15 protein-coding genes are annotated in these 23,029 nt (G+C 66.3%); 8 read left to right on the top strand and 7 right to left on the bottom strand.

What is annotated here, in order from left to right:
• Positions 1–64: 64 nt before the first annotated feature.
• Positions 65–1,123, bottom strand: a complete 1,059-nt coding sequence (locus tag K2O51_RS01850; protein WP_011300026.1) for a beta-keto acid cleavage family enzyme — start codon at positions 1,121–1,123, stop codon at positions 65–67.
• Between the two features lie 198 nt (positions 1,124–1,321).
• On the opposite strand from K2O51_RS01850, the gene K2O51_RS01855 reads away from it, so the two are divergent.
• Both K2O51_RS01855 and K2O51_RS01860 read left to right on the top strand, forming a co-directional pair.
• Positions 1,322–2,359: an AraC family transcriptional regulator gene (locus K2O51_RS01855; protein ID WP_220630646.1), complete on the top strand. Its 1,038-nt coding sequence runs from the start codon at positions 1,322–1,324 to the stop codon at positions 2,357–2,359.
• Between the two features lie 273 nt (positions 2,360–2,632).
• The gene (locus tag K2O51_RS01860; RefSeq protein ID WP_011300024.1) at positions 2,633–4,138 is read left to right on the top strand and encodes a DASS family sodium-coupled anion symporter; all 1,506 of its coding nucleotides are present in this window, start codon (positions 2,633–2,635) and stop codon (positions 4,136–4,138) included.
• A gap of 60 nt (positions 4,139–4,198) precedes the next feature.
• Here the strand turns inward: K2O51_RS01860 and K2O51_RS01865 are convergent, their stop codons facing one another.
• Positions 4,199–5,224 (bottom strand): Bug family tripartite tricarboxylate transporter substrate binding protein, encoded by a 1,026-nt coding sequence (locus tag K2O51_RS01865; RefSeq protein WP_425332974.1) that lies wholly within the window; start codon positions 5,222–5,224, stop codon positions 4,199–4,201.
• A 215-nt stretch (positions 5,225–5,439) separates the two neighbouring features.
• Between K2O51_RS01865 and K2O51_RS01870 the strand changes: the two genes are divergently transcribed.
• Positions 5,440–6,768 (top strand): DUF1254 domain-containing protein, encoded by a 1,329-nt coding sequence (locus K2O51_RS01870; protein WP_140949253.1) that lies wholly within the window; start codon positions 5,440–5,442, stop codon positions 6,766–6,768.
• Positions 6,769–6,823: 55 nt separating this feature from the next.
• Here the strand turns inward: K2O51_RS01870 and K2O51_RS01875 are convergent, their stop codons facing one another.
• Positions 6,824–7,456 carry a TetR/AcrR family transcriptional regulator gene (locus K2O51_RS01875; RefSeq protein ID WP_245001822.1) on the bottom strand — a complete coding sequence of 211 codons (633 nt, stop codon included), beginning with the start codon at positions 7,454–7,456 and terminating at the stop codon, positions 6,824–6,826.
• Between the two features lie 394 nt (positions 7,457–7,850).
• Between K2O51_RS01875 and K2O51_RS01880 the strand changes: the two genes are divergently transcribed.
• Both K2O51_RS01880 and K2O51_RS01885 read left to right on the top strand, forming a co-directional pair.
• Positions 7,851–8,957 carry a ligase-associated DNA damage response exonuclease gene (locus K2O51_RS01880; RefSeq protein ID WP_011300020.1) on the top strand — a complete coding sequence of 369 codons (1,107 nt, stop codon included), beginning with the start codon at positions 7,851–7,853 and terminating at the stop codon, positions 8,955–8,957.
• The gene (locus K2O51_RS01885; protein WP_220630414.1) at positions 8,954–10,609 is read left to right on the top strand and encodes an ATP-dependent DNA ligase; all 1,656 of its coding nucleotides are present in this window, start codon (positions 8,954–8,956) and stop codon (positions 10,607–10,609) included. The genes K2O51_RS01880 and K2O51_RS01885 overlap by 4 nt, the downstream gene beginning before the upstream one ends.
• On the opposite strand, the gene K2O51_RS01890 is transcribed toward K2O51_RS01885, so the two are convergent.
• The 4 genes from K2O51_RS01890 to K2O51_RS01905 form a co-directional block, all read right to left on the bottom strand.
• Positions 10,596–11,579, bottom strand: coding sequence for a Bug family tripartite tricarboxylate transporter substrate binding protein (locus K2O51_RS01890; RefSeq protein WP_011300018.1), 984 nt, complete (start codon positions 11,577–11,579; stop codon positions 10,596–10,598). The genes K2O51_RS01885 and K2O51_RS01890 overlap by 14 nt on opposite strands.
• A gap of 47 nt (positions 11,580–11,626) precedes the next feature.
• Complete coding sequence (locus K2O51_RS01895) at positions 11,627–14,089, bottom strand: CaiB/BaiF CoA transferase family protein (protein WP_220630415.1); 2,463 nt, start codon at positions 14,087–14,089, stop codon at positions 11,627–11,629.
• Between the two features lie 43 nt (positions 14,090–14,132).
• Entirely contained in the window at positions 14,133–17,450 is a 3,318-nt protein-coding gene (locus K2O51_RS01900) for an acetyl-CoA carboxylase family protein (RefSeq protein ID WP_220630416.1), read from the bottom strand.
• A gap of 73 nt (positions 17,451–17,523) precedes the next feature.
• The gene (locus K2O51_RS01905) at positions 17,524–19,071 is read right to left on the bottom strand and encodes an acyl-CoA carboxylase subunit beta (RefSeq protein WP_220630417.1); all 1,548 of its coding nucleotides are present in this window, start codon (positions 19,069–19,071) and stop codon (positions 17,524–17,526) included.
• Between the two features lie 173 nt (positions 19,072–19,244).
• On the opposite strand from K2O51_RS01905, the gene K2O51_RS01910 reads away from it, so the two are divergent.
• The 3 genes from K2O51_RS01910 (at position 19,245) to K2O51_RS01920 (ending at position 23,005) form a co-directional block, all read left to right on the top strand.
• Complete coding sequence (locus K2O51_RS01910; protein ID WP_220630418.1) at positions 19,245–20,978, top strand: sigma-54 interaction domain-containing protein; 1,734 nt, start codon at positions 19,245–19,247, stop codon at positions 20,976–20,978.
• Between the two features lie 145 nt (positions 20,979–21,123).
• Positions 21,124–21,942: an IclR family transcriptional regulator gene (locus tag K2O51_RS01915; protein ID WP_011300013.1), complete on the top strand. Its 819-nt coding sequence runs from the start codon at positions 21,124–21,126 to the stop codon at positions 21,940–21,942.
• Between the two features lies 1 nt (position 21,943).
• Positions 21,944–23,005 (top strand): cyclase family protein, encoded by a 1,062-nt coding sequence (locus K2O51_RS01920; RefSeq protein WP_011300012.1) that lies wholly within the window; start codon positions 21,944–21,946, stop codon positions 23,003–23,005.
• Positions 23,006–23,029: the final 24 nt, after the last annotated feature.

Raw genomic sequence — 23,029 nt, forward strand, 5'->3', positions numbered from 1 at the left:
ACACCGAGCGTCTTTTTTGGGCTTATCGGCCAATGGGGGACAAGCCCCCGGAACAGCAGCCCGATCAGGCAACCTTGCGCAGGAAGCCCTGCTGCCCGCCATTGCGATTGGGCGCGAAGCCGTTGGCCTGCAGCGTTTCGTCCACGGTGTCATAGAACTCACCGATCCGGCACATTTCGCGCGCTTGCCGGGCGGTTGCGATCGGGCGGCTCATCTCTTCCGAGATCCGCACCAGTTGCTCGATCTGCGCCACCGTGCCCATCTTCTTGGTACGCGTCTGGTTCCACAGCGTGTCTTCGGTGCCGCAACGGACATGCAGGCCCATCGCAATGCCCATCGTGTTCACCGGCAGCACGTTGCACACCGAGCTTTCCACCGTCAGCACGGCGCCATCGGGCACGGCGCGCACGAAGTTGGCCAGGCTGTAGACGCTCGGCGAGTCCATGCCCCCGCCAATCGCCACCCAGTTCAGGACCAGCGGGCCCTTGTAGATGCCGCGGCGCATCAGGCGCTCGACGGACTCGAAGCTGTTGAGGTTGTAGCACTGGAACGCGCTCTGGATGCCAGCCGCGGTCAGACGGCGCACGTGTTCCTCGACCCAGCCCGGCTGCGCCGGCACGGTCATTTCCTTGTAGGCATTGAAGACCTCCGGGTCCTCCATGGAGCTGCCGACGATGTCGCGATGATCGAACTGCTCAAGGATGTTCATCTGCGACGTATTGACGGTGACCGTCACCTGGTCAGGCGTGGGTTCCAGTTCAGCCAGCATATGGCGCGTGTCGTCCGAAAGCCACTTGGCGGCCGCGCCTTCCGATTCGGGCGCGAAGCTGATCGATCCGCCGACCTGGATGATCATCTCCGGAACGCGGGCACGGACACCGGCGATCAGTTCATTGAACTTGGACAGGCGCTTCGAGCCCTTGCCGTCGAGTTCGCGTACATGCAGGTGCAGTACGGTGGCACCTGCGTTGTAGCAATCCACCGCTTTCTGGATCTGGTCTTCCATGGTGACCGCGATGTCCTCGGGGAAGTCCGAGGGCATCCATGAGGGCGCATAGGGTGCGGCCGTGATGATCAGCGGTTGCTGGTTTTCGGGGAACAGGTGTCCGTCAAGGAAGTTCATGGCAAGTCAGGAAAAGGATTTGGGAGGGGTTCCGGCACTCCCGAATCCAGGAAGGCCGACAAGGCTGTAGTCTAGGAATCCCGAGCCTTCCTATCTCTCTCATTTGACGACATAGGCATCTCATTTCATGACAAAATGAGTAGGACTACGGTTCTGCGCAGCGCGGAATCGGACCACACGCTGCATGGACGAGACGCGATGGGCACGTTGATGCGTACCGGGACGCTGACCAACTTTCTCAAGGTTGCGCAGCAACTGGACTTTGACCCTCAGCCGCTGCTGCGCAAGCTGGGGTTGACCAAGGAAATGCTTGCCGACCCGGAATGCCTGATTCCCGGGAGTGCTTCCGTCACCTTGCTGAAAGAGTCGGCACGCCTGACCCAATGCCCGACCTTCGGACTGCGCGTGGCCGAGCGCTGGCAGCTGTCCGACCTCGGCGTCATCAGCGTGCTGCTCACGCACCAGAGCACCCTGCGCGACGCCGTTGGCACCCTGATCCAGTATCGGCACCTGCTGAACGAGTTCCTGGTCATCCGCATGGAGGATGTCGGCAGGAAGGTGATCGTGCGCGAGGAACTCGTCGCGGATGAGGCCGGCACCTCCATACAGTCGACCGAACTGGTGCTGGGCTCGCTGTCACGCCTGTGCAGCACGCTGATGGGCGCCACGTGGCACCCGCTGAGCGTCCATTTCGCCCACGATCCGCCACCTGACCTGCGGCTGCACCGCCGCGTGTTCGGCGGCAAGCTGGAATTCGCCAGCTCGTTCAATGGCATGATCTGCCGCGCGGCGGACATGGATTTCCCCAACCCCATCGCCGACCCCGTCATGGCACGCCACGCGCGGCGCTTGCTCGAGGGGCTGCCGGGTGCCAAAGAGCCGTCCATCGTGCTTGAAGTGCGAAAGGCCATCTATCTGTTGCTGCCCTTGGGGCGAGCGACCATCGAGCAGGTAGCGCAGGGCCTTGGCATGAACGTGCGAATGCTGCAGCGCCAGCTCGAAAGCGCGGGGATGGTGTTCTCGGACATGGTCAACGGCGTACGGCGCGATCTCGTCATCCACTACATGGACAACAAGAGCTACACGCTGGGGCGCATTGCCCAGTCGCTCGGATACTCGGCCTATGGCTCCTTCGTACGCTGGTTTGCCGCGCAGTTCGGCATGACGCCGACACGGTGGCAGAGCCTGCGCCAGCAAAAGGAAGACGGCCGGAGTCCGATCCAGATCCACAGTTGACGCGACCCGCGCGTCTGGGTGATGAATTCTATACATCACTTTTTGACGCCTTATAGGCTCCCCGCCCTCTCCGGCCCCGACAAAGCCTCTGCTTTCCATCGAAATATCTATACGGCCGCTACAAAAGATTCACTTCTGCTTGCCGGGCACATCGCTCAGCATCTGTTTATCTCTGGTCACGTGGCCAGGCCAGAGCCTGCGCTTCGCAAGCGCCGCCCGGCGCAAGCCCCGGCTGCCTGTATCCACTGCGTCCCCCGTACGGAGATCCAGAGAATGCTTGCTCAAATCGCTGCGATGTATCGCTACTTCATGTCGGTCGTACCGTTCCGGCTGACGCCCGCCATCATCAGCACGGTCGTGCTGGTCACCTTGCTGCTCCTTCCGGCCCCCGAAGGCCTGAAGCCCGAGGCCTGGCATCTGGTCGCCATCTTCCTGACGACGATCGTGGCCATCATTCTCAAGGTGATGCCGATCGGTGTGATGGCGATGATGGCCATCGTCATCGTCTCGCTGGCGCAGGTGACGTCGAACTCCTCGAAAGGCGCCATTGCCGACGCGCTCAGCAGCTTCGACAACCCGCTGATCTGGCTCATCGTGGTCGCGATCCTGATCTCGCGCGGCCTGAAGAAGACCGGACTTGGCAGCCGCATCGGGCTGATCTTCATCTCGCTGCTCGGCAAGCGCACGGTGGGCATCGGCTACGGGCTTGCGATCTGCGAACTGGTGCTGGCGCCGTTCACGCCCAGCAATACCGCGCGCGGCGGCGGCATCGTGCATCCGATCATGAAGTCCATCGCCGGCGCGTTCGACTCGGATCCGGCCAAGGACACGCAGGGCAAGGTCGGCACCTACCTGGCGCTGGTCAACTACCACGCGAACCCGATCACGTCGGCCATGTTCGTGACCGCCACCGCGCCGAACCCGCTGGTGGTCGACTATGTCGCCAAGGCCAGTGGCGGTGCGCTGAATCTCAGCTGGACCACCTGGGCCCTGTGCATGCTGGTGCCAGGCCTGCTCTGTCTGCTGGTGATGCCGTTGATCATCTACGTGCTGCAACCACCCGAACTGAAGGCGACGCCCAACGCCATCGACTATGCGCGCGGCGAACTGGAGCGCATGGGCCCCCTGAGCGGACAGGAGCGCGTGATGATGGGTGTCTTCGCCGTGATGCTGGTGCTGTGGGCGAACCTGCCGGCGATGATTTTCGGCCCCGGCCTGACGCTTGATCCGACCGTGGTCGCCTTCCTCGGCCTGTTTGCGCTCATCATTACCGGCACGATCGACTGGGACGACGTGCTGTCGGAAAAAAGCGCCTGGGATACGCTGATCTGGTTCGGCGCGCTGGTCATGCTCGCCGAGCAACTCAACAAACTCGGGGTCATCACCTGGTTCGCGGCGGACATGCGCGACGCCATTGAGGCCAGTGGCATGGGCTGGCTCGCAACCGCTGCCGTGCTGGTGCTTGCCTTTGTCTTTTCGCACTACCTGTTCGCGAGCACCACCGCCCACATCAGCGCCATGATGCTGGCTTTCCTGACCGTGGGCGTGCACCTGATCCCGCAGCCCTACGTGCCCGTGTTCATGCTCATGATGACGGCCGGATCTGCGATCATGATGACGCTGACCCACTACGCCACGGGCACGTCCCCGATCATTTTCGGCAGCGGCTACGTAACGCTGGGACAGTGGTGGCGGGTCGGCGCCGTCATGTGCGTGTTCGAACTGATCGTCTTCGCCGTGGTAGGCGGTATCTGGTGGAAGATCCTGGGATTCTGGTGATCCTCACCCGATGCGCCGCCGCACAAGAGGGCTGATGCAGCGCGCGCATGGGGAATGGGTTCACTCCAGCGACACCCCCGTATCCGCCGTGAGCTTCAGTACCACCGGCAGATAGGCCTTGTAGGCGGCGACCGCTTCCCCAGGCAGATTGCCCAGCGGTTCCGCGCCCATGTCCTCGATCTTCTGGCTCACAGCCGGGGTCTTGACCAGCGCACTGACTTCGCGCCCCAGCCGCTCGACCGCCGCATCCGGCGTCTTCGCCGGCGCCAGCAGGCTGACCGGGCCAACCAGCGCAAAGGGCGTGTCCTTGTAGCCGGACTCGGCAAAGGTCGGCACGTCGGGCATCGCCCGCGCGCGGCTGGGGCCCACGACCGCCAGCGCCCGCAGGCGTCCGTCGGCAATATGCTGCTTGAGTGCCGTGATCGAGCCCACCGTCAGGTTCACCTGCCCGCCGAGCAGGTCGGTGATCATCGGCCCCTCGCCGCGGTACGGCACGTGCAGCATGTCGATCCCGTACGTCTTGTCCATATACGCCTGGATCGTGTGCGGCTGCGTGCCAGGCCCCCACGACCCCATCACCAGCTTGCCCGGCTGCTTCTTCGCGTAGGCAATCAACTCGGCTACCGTCTTCACTGGCACCGACGCATTGACCGCCATCACCGTGCGCGCGACAGCGACGTCGGAGATCGGCCGCAGGTCGGTGCGCGGATCGTACGGCAGCCGCTTGTAGAGCGCGATATTGGCCGTGAGCGGGCCCGGTATCGTCATCAGCAGCGTATAGCCGTCCGGCGCCGACTTTGCGACGTAATCCGTGCCGATTCCACCGCCTGCTCCCGCACGGTTCTCGACCACTACTGGCTGGCCCAGGCGGCGCGACAGGCCGTCGGCGACCGTGCGCGCCAGTGTGTCGGTCAGTCCGCCGGGCGGATACGGTACCACCATGCGAACGGGCTTCACGGGGTAGGTCTCGGCGCTCTGACCGACGCCAGGCACCAGCGACAGCGCCAGTGCCGCGGCGCCCAGTGCGCGCATGGAAATCGACAAGGTCCAGCGCCGTGCGGCGCGGACGGGACTGTGTACGGTCATGCTGTCTCCACATAGCCGGGCAGTGCCGCCCGCAGTGCATGCCATGGCGGGTCGCCCTGTTTTAATACACCGCATTAATTCAGACACAATGTAACAGAGGCCTGGCGCCGGCCGGCATGGTGGAAACCCCAATGCCCGCGCGCGTGGTCAGCGCCTACCCTGTTTCCACGGTTTAATACGATGAATTAAAAGACTACCGGAGACTGCAGATCGCCATGAACGCTCCCCGCACCCCTGCTTCCGACCAAGCCGCGCTGCTGCGCGACGCCGTCGTCTACACCTATCCGCTGTATGAAATGGCGCGCATGCGCGCCGCCACGTGCCCGCGGCGCCGCACCGACGGAACCTTCGCTGGCGACACGCCCGACACCACGCTGCGCTGGGTCAACCAGCTGTTCCACTCGCGCGCGCTGCTCGGTCCGCAGCACCGACAGGTCGTCACGCCGAACAACGACACGCTTTACACCAACGCCTGGCTTGATCTTTCGGAAGGACCGGTGTGCATCAGCGTGCCGGACACTGCGGGGCGCTACTACGTGCTCGGGCTGCTCGATGCCTACACCAACCCGTTCGGCGGGATCGGCAGCCGGACCACCGGCACTGGCGCCGGACGCTACCTGCTGCATGGCCCGCGCTGGCAAGGCGAGATTCCATCCGGCATGCAGGCGGTGCCGTGCCCGACCCATGCAATCTGGATGATCGGCCGCTGGCTCGTCGATGGCGAAGCCGACCTGCCGGCGGTGCATCGCTTGCAGGACGCCGTCAGCCTGACCCGCCCCGACGGCACGCCAGCCGCGCACGCATTCGACGTCGGCATGCAGCCCGGTGAGCGCGCTGGCGACCCGGTACGCTTCGCCACCGTGGTCAACCGCATGTTGCGCGACAACCCCCCGCCTGCGGAACAGGCAGCACATGTCGCCCGATTTGCCGCTGTCGGCATTGGCGCAGATTGCGATGCGGGGACGATGGACGATGCGCAGCGGAAAGCCCTGTCTGCCGCACTGGCAGCGCTCGATGCCGAACTCGCCGCACCGATCCCGTCGGACCTCGGCGGCGGCTGGTCCCTGCCGGTCGAGTTGCTGTCCACGTTCGGCGAACGCTATCTCGAGCGGGCGCTGGTGGCGCGCAACTACATTGGCGCGCTGGGCATGGAAGAGGCGATGTACCTGATCGCCGATTGCGATGGCGACGGGCAGCCCCTCGACGGCCGCGCCAGCTATGAACTGGTCTTTCCGGCAGACGGCCTGCCGCAGGTCGATGCGTTCTGGTCGCTCACGCTGTACCGAAAATCCGATTGCATGCTGGTGGAAAACCCGTTGTGCCGGTATTCGCTCGGGGACCGTTCACCGGCGCTGCAATATGAATCGGATGGCAGCCTGCGCCTGCTGCTGGGCTCGCGCGCACCGGCTGCTGCATCACTGCAAGGCAACTGGCTGCCTGCGCCCGATGAACCTTTCTATGTCGCATTGCGCCTGTACGTACCGCGCAAGGCTCATCTGGACAAGACCTTCGCGTATCCCCCCATCCGGCGCGTCAGTGCCTGAGCGCGTAATCGCATGAGCGCGTGACGTCATGCCGCTGCACGGGCAGCGGCAGCGCTCACCTCTTTCGCGCCTTGCCAGCGCGGCGCGGAGCGCTCGTGGTGCGCGTGACCGGTCCCGTGAGCCCTGCAGTGCAGTAGTCGGCCAGTTCGTCGACGGGCGGCGCGCCATGCTCGGCGCGCGTGCGCTGGTACCAGTCCGCCAGCGAAAAGACCGTGCCGTGGTTGAACCACATCAGGCGGTAGTCCATCACCTTCGCCGGCACGTCGGGCAGCGCGGCCATGACCATCCGACGCGTGCGCGCCAGCCCGGTCATCGCATCCTTGTCGAGCAGTTCCGCGTTGAAGAGCGTCGGGCTGAACATCGTCTGCGCGGCCACTTGCAGATAGTTTCCACCCCATGCCGTGTCGACCACGGTATCGGCCAGGGCACTGATCGATGCATGCACGATCGCGCGCACATCGCCTGCCTTGCCGGCGGCCTCGACTTCATCGAGATAGGCGTTGCGCAGCACGTTGACATGGGCCAGCCGCAAGTTCAGCAGATGGGCGACCAGCGCCTCGCGCGAACCGAAGTGGTAGTGCAAGGCCGAGCGGTTGCGCTGGCCCGCCTCGACCACGATCTGCCGCAGCGGCACCTGCTCGATGCCATGCTCGGCGAACAGCCGCTCCGCGATTTCCAGCATGCGCATGGCGGTTTCGCTTTGCTGTGCGGCGGCGGGTGTTGCCGCCTCGGCCGGCGGGGGCCTGCCGGCGGGGTGGCTTGCCTCGGCGACGAGGGAACTTAGGGTGCGGATGCGGGGCATTCCGGGAGTTTTTGATGGGAGGTTGGATGGATTATCAGAGCGCCGAGCCGTTCAGGCAATTGGATTGGAACGTTCCAGGAAGGGCAGCGGCAGGACGCCACATCGCGAGAGCACGTAGCCCCAGGGTTCCAAGGATCAAAACGCCGCAGGGGCCAGCGCGCTGTCAGACCCCACCGACACGCGAATCGGCCGCAACCGGCTCCACAACCCGTAAGCGCACGAAGTATGATGCTCGCGTCTTCATGGCGGCTTGCGGGCCGCAGTGCGTCAGGAGGCAAGCTTGGACCACCCACGGCCGCCCACATCCGAATCCCGCCACGCCCACGACCTTATCATCGCCCGCCCCGAGGGCCTTTACTGCCCGCCCGGTGACTTCTACATCGACCCGTGGCGCCCGGTAGATCGCGCCGTCATTACCCACGCCCATTCCGACCACGCCCGTTTCGGCCACGCGCACTACCTGTGCGCCGAACCCGGTCGCGGCGTGCTGCTGGCACGGCTGCCTGGCATTCAGCTCGACACCCTGCCGTACGGCCAGCGCATCACGCACCACGGCGTCACGCTGAGCCTGCATCCGGCCGGCCACGTGCTTGGCTCCGCGCAGGTGCGACTCGAATTCGGCGGCCAGGTATGGGTGGCCTCCGGCGACTACAAGCTGGAATCCGATGGCACCTGCGACCCGTTCGAGCCGGTGCCGTGCGACACCTTCATCACCGAAAGCACCTTCGGCCTGCCGATCTACCGCTGGCCGCCGCAGGCGGCACTAATGGCGGAGGTTTTCCACTGGTGGCAGGCCAACGCGCAGGCAGGACGCGCCAGCATCGTTTACGCCTACACCTTCGGCAAGGCACAGCGCATCCTGCACGGCCTGCTGCGCCATGCCGGCGATGACGGCCTGCCAGGGCCAGTCATCGCACACGGCGCGCTGACCACGCTCAACGGCGCCTATGCCGAAGCCGGCGTGGCGCTGCCGCCGATGATGCTCGCCACCGAACTGCCGCCACGCAGCCCGCTGCTGCGGCAGGCACTGGTGGTAGCGCCGCCGTCGGCGCAGCGCTCGCCTTGGCTGCGCCGCTTTGGCGATGCGTCCGATGCGTTCGCCAGCGGCTGGATGCAGTTGCGCGGCACGCGCAGGCGCCGCGGCGTGGACCGCGGCTTCGCGCTGTCCGATCATGCCGACTGGCCCGGGCTGCTGAAAGCGATCGAAGCGACGGGCGCCGGCCGCGTGATCGTGACGCACGGCAATGTGCCGGTGATGGTGCGCTACCTGAGCGAGCGCGGCTGGCAGGCGCAGGCGTTCGATACCGAATACGGCGACGACGACGAATCCGCACGCGCCGATGAGCAGGCTGAGCCAGCCGCCGCCAGTGAGGATACGGCGCCATGAAGGCCTTTGCCGATCTCTACGCCGCGCTCGACGGCACCACCTCCACCAAGGCGCGGCTGGCCGCGCTGGTGGATTACCTGCGCGCGGCGCCGCCGCAGGACGCCGCCTGGGCCGTGTATTTCCTCGCGGGCGGCAAGCCACGCCAGATCGTGCCGGTGGCCCTGCTGCGCGACATGGCACGTCAGGCCGCCGACCTGCCGGACTGGCTGTTCGAGGAAAGCTACCAGGCCGTGGGCGACCTGGCGGAGACCATCGCACTGTTGCTGCCGGACCCCATGGATGCCGATCATGCCGGCCTGGCCGAATGGGTCGAGCAGCGCCTGCTGCCGCTGCGCGGCCTGCCGCCCGACGAACTGATGCCGCGCCTCGATGCGCTGTGGCGGCCGCTCGACGCGCACGGCCGGCTGGTGCTGTTCAAGCTGATCACCGGCGCCTTTCGCGTGGGCGTATCGCGGCTGCTGGTGACGCGAGCGCTGGGTGAAGTCGCCGGCATTGACCCCAAACGCGTGGCCGAGCGCATGGTCGGCTACACCGACCTGTCCGCGCGGCCCGACGCAACGCGATTCCAGGCACTGCTCGCACCCGAAAGCGAGGACGACCGCGAACTGCGCGCCAACGGCCAGCCCTTCCCGTTCTTCCTCGCGCATCCGCTGCAGGTTCCGCTGGAGCAGTTCGATGCCGTGCTGGGCGACCCGGACAACTGGCAGGTCGAATGGAAGTGGGACGGCATCCGCGCGCAGCTCGTCTGCCGCGGCAATCAGACCTGGCTGTGGTCGCGCGGCGAGGAACTGATTACCGAACGCTTTCCCGAGATCGTCGAGGCCGCCGCGGCACTGCCTGACGGCACCGTACTCGACGGCGAGATCGTGATCTGGCAACAGGGCCGCGTGCAGCCCTTCGCGCTGCTGCAGCAACGCATCGGCCGGAAGACGCTGAACGCGAAGCTGCTGCGCGACGCGCCGGCCATCCTGATGGCCTATGACCTGCTCGAATGGCGGGGAGAGGACTGGCGCACGCGGCCGCAAGCCGAGCGCCGCACCCGGCTGGAACAGCTTGTCGCCAGTCACGTGCACCCGGCACTCGAACTGAGTCCGCTGGTGCAGGCCGGCGACTGGGCGCACTTCGCCAGGCTGCGCGAGGCGTCGCGCGAGATGGGCGTGGAAGGCTTCATGTTGAAGGCCGCAAGCGCAGCCTATGGCGCGGGCCGCACCAAGGACGTCGGTATCTGGTGGAAATGGAAGATCGACCCATTCTCGGTCGATGCGGTGCTGGTCTACGCGCAGCGCGGCCACGGCCGCCGCGCGAGCCTCTATACCGACTTCACGTTCGCGGTCTGGAACGCGCCGCCAGGCACGCCCAATCGCGCCCTGGTGCCGTTCGCCAAGGCCTATTCCGGCCTGACCGATGAGGAAATGCGCGCAGTCGATGCCATCGTTCGGCGAACCACGGTGGAGAAGTTCGGCCCGGTGCGCAGCGTCGAGCCAACGCAGGTATTCGAGCTGGGCTTTGAAGGCATCGCCCGCAGCGGCCGGCACAAAAGCGGCATTGCGGTGCGCTTTCCGCGCATGTTGCGCTGGCGCACCGACAAGCCGATCGACGAGGCCGATACGCTAGCCACGCTGGAGGCGATGCTCCCCGTCAGTCCAGCGTAATCCCTTCCCGCTGGATCACCGCGCCCCAGGCCGCATCTTCCTTCTCGATGCGTTTGGCGAAGGTGGCCGAATCGATCATCACCACATCGCCCTGCTGCCCCAGCGCCGCCTTCGCCTTGCTGTCCTCCAGCAAGCCGCGCGTGATCGCGTTGAGCCTCTGGACGATCTGCGGCGGCGTGCCGGCCGGTGCGAGCATGCCGATCCAGAAGGTCACGTTGAATGGCGTGATGCCGAGTTCTTCCAGCGTGGGCACGTCAGGCAGCTGCGTCATGCGCTTGGACGAGCTGACGGCCAGCGGCTTCAGTTTTCCGACCTTGATCTGCGGCAGCGCGGTCCACGGGTCGAACGCGGCTTCGAGTTCTCCGCTCATCACGGCCAGCTCGGCCTGCGCAGCCGACTTGTACGGGATATGCGTGGTCTGGATCTTCGTCCGGTTGTTCAGCATGGCGAAGCTCAGGTGCGCGATATTGCCGGGGCCCGCCGAACCATAACTGATCTTGCCCGGATTCTGCGCGGCAAACTTCACGAGATCCGGCACCGAGCCGACCGCATGCTTCTGCGACCACTCCGGGTTCGTGACGAGGATGAACGGCGCCTCGAGCACCAGCGTGACCGGCGCGAAGTCCTTCGGCTTGTAGTTGCTCTTCTTGTAGACCTGGTGGTTGATGGTGATGCTGCTCGAGTTCGTGAGCAGCAGCGTGTAGCCATCAGGCGCGGCACGGGCCGCCTCGCCCACGCCGATCAGCCCGTTGGCGCCGCCCTTGTTGTCGACGATCACCGGCTGGCCCAGCGATTTGCTGAGCTGCTCCGACACGACGCGCGCCACGGTATCGGTGAACGAGCCCGCCGGGAACGGCACGATCATACGGATCGGCTTGTTCGGCCAGCTGCCGCTCTCGGCGACGGCCGGGCCGGCGACGGTGCAAGCCAGGGCGATCAGTGCGGCACCGGCCATGTTGAATTTCTGCATGCTTGTCTCCTGTTGCTGCTCTGTGTTTTTTTGATGTCTCGCTGACCTTACGCGGCCTTGCCAGATGCCTTCGGCTTGGCAGCCTTGCCCGTGATGCCTAGCCGTTCGAGCTCCGCCAGCCGCTGCGCGCTCAGTCCGAGCACACGGGTCAGGACCTCGTCGGTGTGCTCGCCCAGGGTCGGCGACGCATGGCGGACAGGCACGGGTTCGATACCGGTACGGCACCAGGCAGTGCTGGCCGTGTAGGGACCGCTGTGCGCACGATCTACGCGCTGCCAGAACCCGCGCGCGTGCAGATGCTTGTCCTGCAGCACCTGTGACATGGGACGGACCACGCCAGCGGCAACCCCGGCCTGTTGCAGCGACCGCATGGCCGTCTCGGGATCACAGCCCGCACTCCATGCCGTAATGGCCGCATCGATCCTGTCCTGCTGCGTACGCCGCCCGGCCGCATGTGCAAGCTGCACGTCTGCTGCAAGGTCTTCCCTGCCGATTGCGCGGCACAGCGCAGGCCAGTGCGCGTCAGGGACAGTCAGGACCACCCACGCGTCGTCGCCAGCGCAGCGGAAGCAGCCGTGCGGCACATTCACCGGATGGCGATTGCCCTGCCGTGGCGCGACGGTTCCGCTGACCGATTGCTCGATGATGAACGGCGCCGCCATCGGCAACATCGCTTCGACCTGCGACAGGTTCAGGTGCCGCCCCTTGCCAGTCGCCTGCTGGGCGAACAGCGCCAACAGCATCGCTGCTCCGGCATTGAATCCGCCGACCGGATCGCCGTACGCGTACGATGTCATCGCGGGCGGACCATCCGGATGGCCCGTATGCAGCGGCAGGCCGCTTGCCTGCTCCAGCGTGCCGCCATACGCGCGGGTGTTGCTCCACGCGTTGCCGAGGCCGAATGCGGGCATCGACACCATGACCAGCCGCTCGTTCACGGCGCGCAGTGCCTCGTAGTCGAGACCAAGCTTCGGCAGGACCTCGGCCGAGTAGTTCTCTATCACCGCATCGGCGCGCGCCACAAGATCGAGCAGCAACTGCTTGCCTTCGGGCTGCGTCAGGTCCAGCGTGATGCCGAGCTTGTTGCGGTTCATCAGGTGGAAGTTGGTGTTCTTCTCGTATAACCGCTCCCGATAGAACTCCTCGGTGAAATTCGCGCCACGCCACCAGTCGGGATAGCCAGTGCTTTCGACCTTGATGATCTCCGCGCCGAAATCGGCCAGCGTCCGCGACGCCAGCGGCCCGGCCCATCCCATCGTCAGGTCGACGACGCGAATGCCCTGCAGCGGCAGTTGCGGCGAAGCGGTTTGCCGAAGTTGCCGGCGCGGGTGGTGATCAAGGCCCGCAGCGCGATAGAAGGCGTCGTGCGCGCCCTTTGCCGGAGCGGGTCCGCCAAGCAGTGGCCCGGCCGCATCGAGCCGCAGCGGCACGACCGGGCCTTCAAACGCCACGCCACCGATTTCCACCGGCACGAACGCATTGCGCTGCCGATGCACGTCCTGGCGCAGCAACTGCTCCATCGTCGGCACGATCACCGCCGGATGCTTCTTGTCGCAAAGGATGTCGAACCACTCCTGCGCGGTCCGCGTGCGCAAGGCGGGAATGAGCAGATCGTCGATCTCGTCCGCGCGGGCCATGCGCTCCTGGCCATTCGCATAGCGCGGATCATTGCCCAGCTCCGGACGACCGATCGCCTCGCACAGCGCCTTCCATTGCGGCAGCGTGTGCGTGAAGATGCCGATCCAGCCTTGGGCGGTCTCGAAGATGCCGGCCGGATGCGTGCCGCAGAAGCGGTTGACGCCAAGGCGCCGCAGCGGGTGTCGCTTGTCGGGCACCATGCCCGCTTCCATCTCGACCACGCCGAAGACGGCTTCGTGCGCGCTCAGCACGTAGCGGCGGCTGCCTTGCCCGCTGCCGATCAACGCCGCAACGGCGGCCGAGAACACCTGCAGGCCGACGGCGATTGCGGTCTGCACATCGTGGGGCATGTGCGGCGGGCCCGCTACGGGACCGCTTCCGTGAATCGCACCCGCAAGACCCCGGCAGACGGACTCCGCACCTGCGTATTCACTGTACGGCCCGCTTTCGCCAAACCATGTGAGCGCCACTTCGATCGGCTCGTGCGGCGGCTGCGCAGCGCCCGACCAGACGGAACTGGCAAGCACGCCGGGACCCTCCGTCAATGCGCGCGCATCCAGCACGACATCGCAAGTCCGCGCAAGCTGAGCGATCCATGCAATGTCTTCGGCATTGTCGGCATTTGCCGTGACGCTGCGCTTGTTCGTGTTCAGCCATGCGAACAACGCGCTTTCCGGTTCGGCGCCGGGAACATCGACCATTGGCGGCATCTGCCGCCAGGCATCGCCCTCAGGACTTTCGACCTTGATGACTTCGGCGCCGAAATCGGCGCACAACTTGCCCGCGTACGCCAGCGCCGGACCGGTGCCGATCTCGAGTACGCGCAGCCCGCGCAGCGCAAGCTGCGCCGGGTCAGGACCATTCCTGATCATGCAAACCTCCTGGCTGTTGTGGATGGAATCGCTGCGGTCGCGTTCACCATGCATCGACGAAGCCGCGGCGCGCGCGGCGGCTGCGCACCTCGGCGGAGGCGATGCCCTGCGCGATCCATTTCCGGGTCTGCGCCGGGTCGATCACGGCATCGATCTCCACGGCCGCTGCCGTATTGATCGCATGCCCGCGCTCATAGGACTGCCCGACGAGCTGGTCGAACAGCGCCTTGCGCTCGGGGCCATCCGGCACTGCTTCGAGTTCCTTCTTGAAGCCCAGTCTCACGGCACCTTCCAGACCCATCGGTCCGAACTCGCCGGTGGGCCACGAGACAGTGAAGCTCGCGGAGCGGAAGCCACCGCCCGCCATCGCCATGGCGCCAAGCCCATAGCCCTTGCGCAGCGTCACGGCCAGCAGCGCGACGCGCAGCTTCGCGGCTGTGAGGAACATGCGCGATACGTGCCGCACCTGCGCTTGCGCTTCGCACTCCGGCCCGACCATGAATCCCGGCGTGTCGATCAGCGAGACGATCGGCAGCCCATGCGCATCGCACAGCTGCATGAAGCGCGATGCCTTGTCGGCCGCATCGGCGTCGATGGCGCCGCCGAGGTGGTAGGGGTTGTTGGCCATGATGCCAACCGCCTGCCCTTCCACGCGCGCCAGCGCGGTGTGGATGCCCGCGCCAAACCCGCCGCGCAGCATCAGCACGCTGCCGGCATCGGCAATGCCTTCTATGGCCTTGCGCGTGTCGTACACGCGCAGACGGTTTTCAGGAACGACATGGCGCAGCGCCAGCGGGTCCGGCGCACTCCAGTGCTCGACGCGTCCCTGGAACATGGACAGGTAGTGCTTCGCGACCTGCACGGCTTCCGCCTCGTTCTCTACCAGCACGTCGATCACGCCATTGGCGAACTGCACGGGCGCGGGACCGACCTCTTCGGGGCGGTAGATGCCGAGACCGCCCCCTTCGATCATCGCGGGCCCTGCCATGCCGATGTTGGCCGACTTGTCGGCGATGATCACGTCGCAGCAGCCGAGGAAAGCCGCATTGCCCGCAAAGCAGCGGCCCGACACGATGCCGACCACCGGCACCTCGCCGCTCAGTTCCGCGAACGCGGCAAAGGACGGCTGGTAGAGGCCTGACACAGACGGGAAATCGACATCTCCGGGCCGGCCGCCACCGCCTTCGGCGAACAGCACCAGCGGCAGTTCATCGCGCAACGCCACTTCGACGATACGGTCGGTCTTGATATGGTTGCGCTTGCCTTGCGTCCCGGCGAGCACCGTCGCGTCGTAGGCCATGACCGCGCTGCGCGCACGGTCCTTGCCGACCAGTGCGCCGTTGATGTTGCCGATGCCGGTGATCAGCCCGTCCGCGGGCGTGTTGACGATGAGATCGTCCTTCGTACGGCGAGACGACTGCGCCGCAAGGGCCAGCCCGCCATATTCCACGAAGGTATCGGCATCGCACAGGTAGGCCAGATTCTCGCGCGCCGTGCGCTGGCCACGCGAACGGCGCCGCGCGACGGCGTCGGGACGCGCGGCGTCATCGAGAAACGCGTGCCGGTCCAGCACGCGCTGCAGATCCGCGCGGATGGCGTTCGGGTCGGCCTTCTGCGCCGCATCCACCGCCACGCCCTCCGCCTCAACCTGCTCCACCACGATCAGGATCTGGCCTTCCGCTGCCAGCGCACCCTTCTCCAGCCGCAGGTCGACCACGCGGCCACCGCATTCGGCGGTGATCGCGTGTTCCATCTTCATGGCATCGAGCACGGCAACGGTCTGTCCGGGCTTGACGATCTCGTCAAGACCAACGGCAATCTCCACGACGCGGCCGGTCAGCGGGGCACGGATTGCCACGAGGCCGTCCTCGACTTCTTCCTCGGCTTCATGCGATCTGGACGCGTGTGCAGCGGGCGAGCGAGAGGCATCGCCGAGCAGCGCCTCCTGCGCGCGGCCGGCTTCCGCGACCGCCTCTGCCGAAGCCGCCAGCGCCGGCAGGATCGCCTCGAAGTGGCGGGTATGGACATCCTGCGTGAGGAAGTCGTCGCGCTGCACCAGCGCGCGCAGCAGGTTGATGTTGGTCGGCACGCCGACGATGCGGAACTCCGCCAGGCTGCGCTGCAGGCGCCGCACGGCGGCCTCGAACTTTGGTGCGGCGCTGCTGACGATCAGCTTGGCGAGCAGCGTGTCGAAGTTGGGCGACGGCTCATAGCCGGTGTAGCCGTGGGAATCGACGCGGACGTCGGGACCGGACGGCGGATCGAAGCGTTCGAGCCGGCCATACGCGGGACGCGCAAGCCCCTGTGCATCGGTACTTTCCGCGTTGATGCGCACCTGGATCGCAAAGCCCTTGGGTTGCGGCGGCGACGCCGGGTCCAGCCCGAGATCGGCAAGCGTGCGCCCTGCCGCGAGGCCGATCTGCAGCGCGACAAGGTCGACACCGGTGACCTGCTCGGTGATGGTGTGTTCGACCTGCAGGCGCGGGTTGGCTTCGATAAAGACGAAGTCCTTCTGCTCGCCCGATTCCGTTTCCTCGACCAGGAATTCGAACGTGCCAAGGCTGCGGTAATTCACACAGCGCGCAAGCCTCAGGGCGGACTTGATGATCTCGTCGCGCAGCTGGGGCCGCAGCACGGGGCTCGGCGCGATCTCCACGAGTTTCTGGAAGCGGCGCTGCAAGGTGCAGTCACGCTCGCCCAGCGCGACGACATGGGTGCCGTCGCCGGCGATCTGCACTTCGATATGGCGCGCGCGGCTCACTAGCCGTTCGGCGTACAGCGCATCGACGCCGAACGCGGAAGCTGCCTCCGACCGGCAGCGCGCATACGCTTCGGCCAGGTCTTCGCGCCGCCTGACCACGCGCATGCCGCGGCCACCGCCGCCGCCAACGGCCTTGATCACCACGCCGGCATCGCCCTGCTTGTCGAAGAAGCTCGTGATGTCTTCGAGCGAAGCACCGCCGCGCGTGGCGGGCATGACGCGCACATCGCTTTCCATCGCCAGCTCAAGCGCCCTTCCCTTGTCGCCAAACAACGCAAGCTGTTCGACCGTCGGCCCGATGAACCGGATGCCGGCGTCGGCGCACGCCTGCGCAAAATCAGCGCGCTCGCTCAGGAAGCCATAGCCCGGGTGGATCGCATCGCAACCGGATGCCTTCGCGGCGGTGATGATTCCCGCAATGTCGATATAGGCGGCCGGCCCTGAGCCGTCGAGGGCAATCGCCTCGTCAGCCAGCATGCGATGCCGCGAGCTGGCGTCGTCCTGCGAATACACGGCCACCGTGGTGATATCCAGGTCGCGTGCCGCGCGCAGCACGCGCAAGGCAATCTCGCCCCGATTGGCGATCAACAGCTTGTTCAATTTTGTCTCCTCGTTCAGATTGCGGCTTCTGCGGCCAGTGACTGGTATTGCGTGCTTGTTGCGTGCGGCCCGCTCAGGGACGGATGCCGAAGCGGCTGATGCCCGCTTCGCGCAGCGGCGCCGCCAGGTTGGCAAATTCGCACAGCAGCGTGCGGGTCTCGCGCGGGTCGATGATGTCTTCGATGACGAAGGCTTCGGCGCTGCGGAATGGCGAGGTCAGGCTGCGCACGCGCTGTTCGATCTCGGCGCGCTTCTGCACCGGATCATCCGCGCCTTCGATCTCGGCCTTGTAGGCGACTTCGAGCCCGCCTTCAATCGGCATCGCGCCCCAGTTCGCCGAAGGCCATGCATAGCGGCAATTGAAGCGGCCCATATGCTGGTGCGCGGCCGCGGACATGCCATACGCGCGGCGCAGGATGACCGAGCACCACGGCACGGTCGCCTGGTAGACCGCTGCGAGCGCGCGCACGCCGTGGCGCATGGTCGCGGCCTGCTCGGCCTCCTGGCCGATCAGGAAGCCAGCCGTGTCGACGAGATTGACCACGGGCAGGTGGAAGGTCTGCGCCAGGTCGACGAAGCGCGTGAATTTCTCGGCGGTCGCGCTGTCCCAGCCACCCCCGTGGAAGTACGGGTCGCTCGCGATCACGGCCACAGGCCAGCCATCGAGCCGGGCCAGCCCGGTGACGATGGCGCAACCCCATTGCCGGCCGATCTCGAAGAACGAACCGTCGTCCACGAGCGCCTGCACGATCGGGCGGATCTTGTAGACCGCGCGGCTGTCACGCGGAATCGCAGAGAGCAGCCATTCGTCGCGGCGGGTGGGATCATCGGACGGCTCGGTGCGCGGCGGGAGTTCGTGGACCGACGCCGGCAAGTAGGACAGGAAGCGGCGGGCATGCTCGAACGCGTCCTGCTCCGTGGCGACTTCGTCGTCGACCACGCCATTGCGCGTGTGGATGTGGCTGCCACCCAGTTCGTTCTTGCTCAGTTGCTGGCCGATGTGCGCGACCACGGGCGGGCCTTCGGTGAACAGTTGCGAGGTTTCCTTGACCATCACCGAGTAATGGCTGGCTGCCACGCGTGCAGCGCCCATGCCCGCGACGGACCCGAGCGCCAGCGACACCACGGGCACCACCGACATGTTCTCGACCACGTGCTGCCAGACCTTCATGGTGGGAATCAGCGTGTGGCCCTTGATCTCGATATTGCGCACCGAACCACCACCGCCGGTGCCGTCGACAAGCCGCACCATCGGCAGGCGCAGATCGTGCGCCATCTTCTCGGCGTGGACGAGCTTGTCGCCAACCGCGCCATCGTTGGCGCCGCCACGCACCGTGAAATCGTCGCCCACCAGCACCACGGGCCGCCCGCCCATCTTCGCGCGGCCCATCACGAGGTTCGACGGCACCAGGTCCACCAGCCGGCCATTGCTGTCATAGCGGCCGCTGCCGCTCAGGCCACCGACCTCGCGGAACGATCCCGAGTCGGCAATGCCGGCGACGCGATCGCGCACGGTCAGCTTGCCGGCCTCGCGGTGGCGCGCCACTTTCTCTTCGCCGCCCATGCGCTCGGCCAGGCGGCGGCGGTAGGCGAGTTCGTCAATTTCGGGCTGCCAGGTCACGGTGTGTCTCCGGAGTTCTCGTTCGTGCATCGGATCCAGTACCGCACAAGCCATGCCAACCCGGCGACACCCCGCGAGCCGTTGATTTCATTGAGGATTCTTTTTTGCGCAGCTATGATGTCCGCGATAACGACAGGATGTGTCCGCACAGAGGACACACACGGAGACAGACGGTGTCCTCATCGACAACACAAGGGCCGACCCCGCCCGCCCTCGGCGCGGTAATCCGGTCACGCGAAGGGAAGCGGCTATCGGCGATAGGGGTCTGTGCTGACCCCAGCACTGCGGAAGCGGCGGAAGCTGCTTGTGCCGGAGCGGCGGATCGCACGGCGGGTAGGCGGCTGTTTCCCGTGGAGGCTGGCGGTCACCGCTACGTCGGCCTGTGTCTCGAGGACGCAGCGCAGCAGATCATCCTGCTGCACCGCGCCGATACGCACACCGTACTGTTCGACTTCCTGGGCACGGTGCCCTTTGCCAGCGCCATCCTCAACCATTTCCTGACCGACCCGTACCAGGCCATCACCGTGGCTGACCGGCAAGGCCGCATGCGGTTCATGAGCCCCGTCCACGAAAAATTCCTGGGCCTCGATACCGGCGAAGGCATCGGTCGCCCGGCCGCCGACGTCATCCCGAATTCGCGGCTGGCGCAGGTAGTGGCCAGCGGCAAGGCCGAGATCGGGCAGCTTCAGCCGATGAATGGCGTGACGCGCGTGGTCAACCGCATTCCGATCCGCCAGGACGGCGAGGTAGTGGGCGCCATCGGCCAGATCATGTTCAAGGGCCCGGAAGACATGGTCCGGAGGCACGATGAACTGTCCGAACTGCGCTCGCAGGTCGCGCGCTACCAGCGCGAACTGGACGGCCTGCGCGAGGGCCAGCCGCCGCTCGGGTTGATCGGCGACAGCGCGCCGATGCAGCGCCTGCGCCGCGAAATCCAGACTGTTGCGCGGCTCGACGTGCCGGTGCTGATCCTCGGGGAAAGCGGCACCGGCAAGGAACTGGTTGCCAACGCCATCCACCACGCGGGGCGCGAGCCCGTCAGCGAGCGGCCGCTGCTCAGCCTGAACCTGGCCGCGCTGCCCGCCACGCTCATCGAGTCCGAACTGTTCGGCCATGCGCCCGGCGCGTTCACGGGCAGCCAGCGGCATGGGCGGGCCGGCAAGCTTGAGCTCGCAGCTGGCGGCACCGTGTTCCTCGACGAGGTCGCCGACATCCCGATGGAGATGCAGGTCAAGTTGTTGCGCGTGTTGGAGGACCACATGGTCGAACGACTCGGCAGCCGCCGGGCGCAGCACGTGGACTTCCGGCTGATCTCCGCGACCAATCGCGACATTCCGGCGCTGATCGATGCGGGTCGCTTCAGGCTGGACCTGTACTACCGCCTCAGCGGCGTGGTGCTGCGCATTCCGGCGCTGCGACAGCGGCGCGAGGATATTCCCGCGCTGCTGCAGCACTTCGTCAATGCGTTCTGTGCGCGCAACGGCGTGCCGGTGCCGAAGGTCGACCATGACGTCGCGCGGCACCTTGCGGGCCAGCCGTGGCCCGGCAATGTGCGCCAGTTGCGCCAGCGTATCGAGGAAGCGCTGGTGTTCTGCGATGGCCGCATGCTCAGGGCTACCGACTTTGCGCGTGGCGAATCGGCGCGTGGGCTCGTGGGCCTGGAAAGCGAGCCGGTCGTGCATCCACTGGCGCGGGCGTATTCGCATGAAGAGGTTGAAACGGACAGCAGGGCATCGAATGCGGCATTGCCGGTTAGTGAGCCTGCGGCGGGGATGAGCGAGCTTGCCTATGCGGCAGTGGTCGACGCGATTGCGCGTCATGGCGGCAACAAGAAGCGCGCCGCAGAACAACTGCGGATTTCGCGTTCGCATCTGTACAAGATATTGGAGCGCGGGCCCGGCGGGTGAGTCTGAACGGCGTGCGGAGACAGCAGCGCCGAGAGTTTCATCCCGCAAAATTTTTTCGCGTCGCAGGATGACGGGCATTCTCTGATGGCCTATAACCGCTCCTACAGGTTTCAAGCGACGAAAACCTGACAAGGAGACAACCGGCGTGACCACTCCGAGCACCTCGCTGCAGAAGGCCTGCCGCCTGCTGCGCGCGCTGACCGATGCCCGCAACAGCCGCCTGACCGACCTCGCCAACGCCGCCGGGGTCGACAAAGCGTCGGCGCTGCGCCTGCTCGAAACGCTGGTGGCAGAAGGGATGGTGCAACGCGACGCGGCGACTAAGGCGTTCATGCCCGGCCCGGAGTGGCTGACCCTGCACGCCACCACCGTGCATCGCACCGACTTGCGCCCGCTGGTCCGCCCCGCGCTGATCCGGCTGGCCAATGCGTTCCAGGACAGCGCCATCCTGTCCGTGCCCAGCGGCTGCGAGTCGGTCTGTATCGAATTGCGCCTGGGCACGTTCCCGATCCGCGCGAACTACCTGGACATCGGCAGCCGCCGGCCGCTCGGCATCGGCGCGGGCAGCCTGGCGCTGCTCTCCGCGCTGCCCGACGCGGAGGTAGAGGCCGTGATCGAAGGCATTGCCCCGGCCATGCGCCGCTATCCACGCTTCAGCAAATCCATGCTGCTCGGCCACGTGCAAGCCACGCGCGAGCGCGGCTACGCAGTGCTGCTGGACGTGGTGGTCGAGCGCATGGGCGGCATCGCCATCGCGTTGCCCGGCCCGGACGGCTACCCGCTAGGTGCGATCAGCATCGCCGCGCTCAACGAACGCATCACCGAGCGCGAAGCCGCAATGGCGCGTGCGCTGCGGCGCGAGGCCGATGCCATCTGCCAGAACTGGCGCCCGCGCAGCGGCGCCACCCCCGACACCGAACAAGAACGGCCGGCGGCCCGGCCACGCACGCGAGAGGAGGCATGACATGCGCTGGAAGCAACGTCCGCAGGGTTCCAACTGGGGCGATTTCGGGCCCGACGACCAGCTCGGCCGCATCAACCTGATCGGCCCCGAGCAGGTCGTGAAAGGCGCGCGCGAGGTGCAGGCCGGCCTGAGCTTCTGCCTGTCGCTGCCGCTCGACTACCCCGGTGGCAACAAGCTCAACCCGCGCCGCCATCCGCCGATACTGCGCCCGACGTTCCGCGACGATGTCCCGTACGTGAACTTCCCGTTGGCCAAGGTCGATCCGGCCGCGACCGACGTGATCAGCGACGACCAGGTGCTGATGTGCCTGCAGTACAGCACGCAATGGGATTCGCTCGCGCACGTGGGCGCGTTGTTCGATGCCGATGGCGACGGCAAGCCCGAGCGCGTCTACTACAACGGCTATCGCGCCAACGAGCATATCGTCGGCCCCGTGGACTATGCCGAGGACGACCACTTCGCCGCCCACCCCTGCGACCATGGCCACGACCACAGCGCCGCGCAGGCGCTGGGCATCGAGAATTTCGCGGTCAGGGGCATGCAGGGTCGCGGCGTGCTGGTGGATCTGGCGCACACGTTCGGCATGGATTTCCGCAACGTCGGCTATGACGACCTGATGCGCGCCATGGACGCCACCCAGGCCGAAGCCGAGCCCGGCGACATGCTGCTGCTGCGCACGGGCTTTGCCGAGGTGGTGCTGTCGATGCAGCGGGAGCCCGACGAAGCGGTGCTGCACCACAGCTGCTGCGCGCTCGACGGGCGCGACGACAAGCTGCTGCAATGGATCACCGATGCCGGCATTGCCGCACTGATCGCCGACAACTACGCCGTCGAGCGCTACCCTGCCCGCCCCGCGCCCGATGGCGACAAGCACCATCCGCTGCTGCCGCTGCACCACCACTGCCTGTTCAAGCTGGGCCTGCCGCTTGGCGAGTTGTGGTACCTGCGCGAACTGGCCGACTGGCTACGCGCCAATGGCCGCACGCGCTTCCAGCTCACCGCGCCGCCCCTGCGCCTGCCGGGCGCAGTCGGCTCGCCGGTGACACCGATCGCCACGGTCTGACCACACCACACAGCAACACACGAC

Origin of the sequence: Cupriavidus pinatubonensis, assembly GCF_019602855.1 — a bacterium.
GTDB classification, from domain to species: domain Bacteria; phylum Pseudomonadota; class Gammaproteobacteria; order Burkholderiales; family Burkholderiaceae; genus Cupriavidus; species Cupriavidus pinatubonensis.

What these genes read in the sequence shown, in the direction of transcription:
- K2O51_RS01850 (WP_011300026.1), bottom strand. Translation starts at nt 1,123, where the DNA reads ATGAACTTCCTTGACGGACACCTGTTCCCCGAAAACCAGCAACCGCTG.
- K2O51_RS01855 (WP_220630646.1), top strand. Translation starts at nt 1,322, where the DNA reads ATGGGCACGTTGATGCGTACCGGGACGCTGACCAACTTTCTCAAGGTT.
- K2O51_RS01860 (WP_011300024.1), top strand. Translation starts at nt 2,633, where the DNA reads ATGCTTGCTCAAATCGCTGCGATGTATCGCTACTTCATGTCGGTCGTA.
- K2O51_RS01865 (WP_425332974.1), bottom strand. Translation starts at nt 5,224, where the DNA reads ATGACCGTACACAGTCCCGTCCGCGCCGCACGGCGCTGGACCTTGTCG.
- K2O51_RS01870 (WP_140949253.1), top strand. Translation starts at nt 5,440, where the DNA reads ATGAACGCTCCCCGCACCCCTGCTTCCGACCAAGCCGCGCTGCTGCGC.
- K2O51_RS01875 (WP_245001822.1), bottom strand. Translation starts at nt 7,456, where the DNA reads ATGCGCATGCTGGAAATCGCGGAGCGGCTGTTCGCCGAGCATGGCATC.
- K2O51_RS01885 (WP_220630414.1), top strand. Translation starts at nt 8,954, where the DNA reads ATGAAGGCCTTTGCCGATCTCTACGCCGCGCTCGACGGCACCACCTCC.
- K2O51_RS01890 (WP_011300018.1), bottom strand. Translation starts at nt 11,579, where the DNA reads ATGCAGAAATTCAACATGGCCGGTGCCGCACTGATCGCCCTGGCTTGC.
- K2O51_RS01895 (WP_220630415.1), bottom strand. Translation starts at nt 14,089, where the DNA reads ATGATCAGGAATGGTCCTGACCCGGCGCAGCTTGCGCTGCGCGGGCTG.
- K2O51_RS01920 (WP_011300012.1), top strand. Translation starts at nt 21,944, where the DNA reads ATGCGCTGGAAGCAACGTCCGCAGGGTTCCAACTGGGGCGATTTCGGG.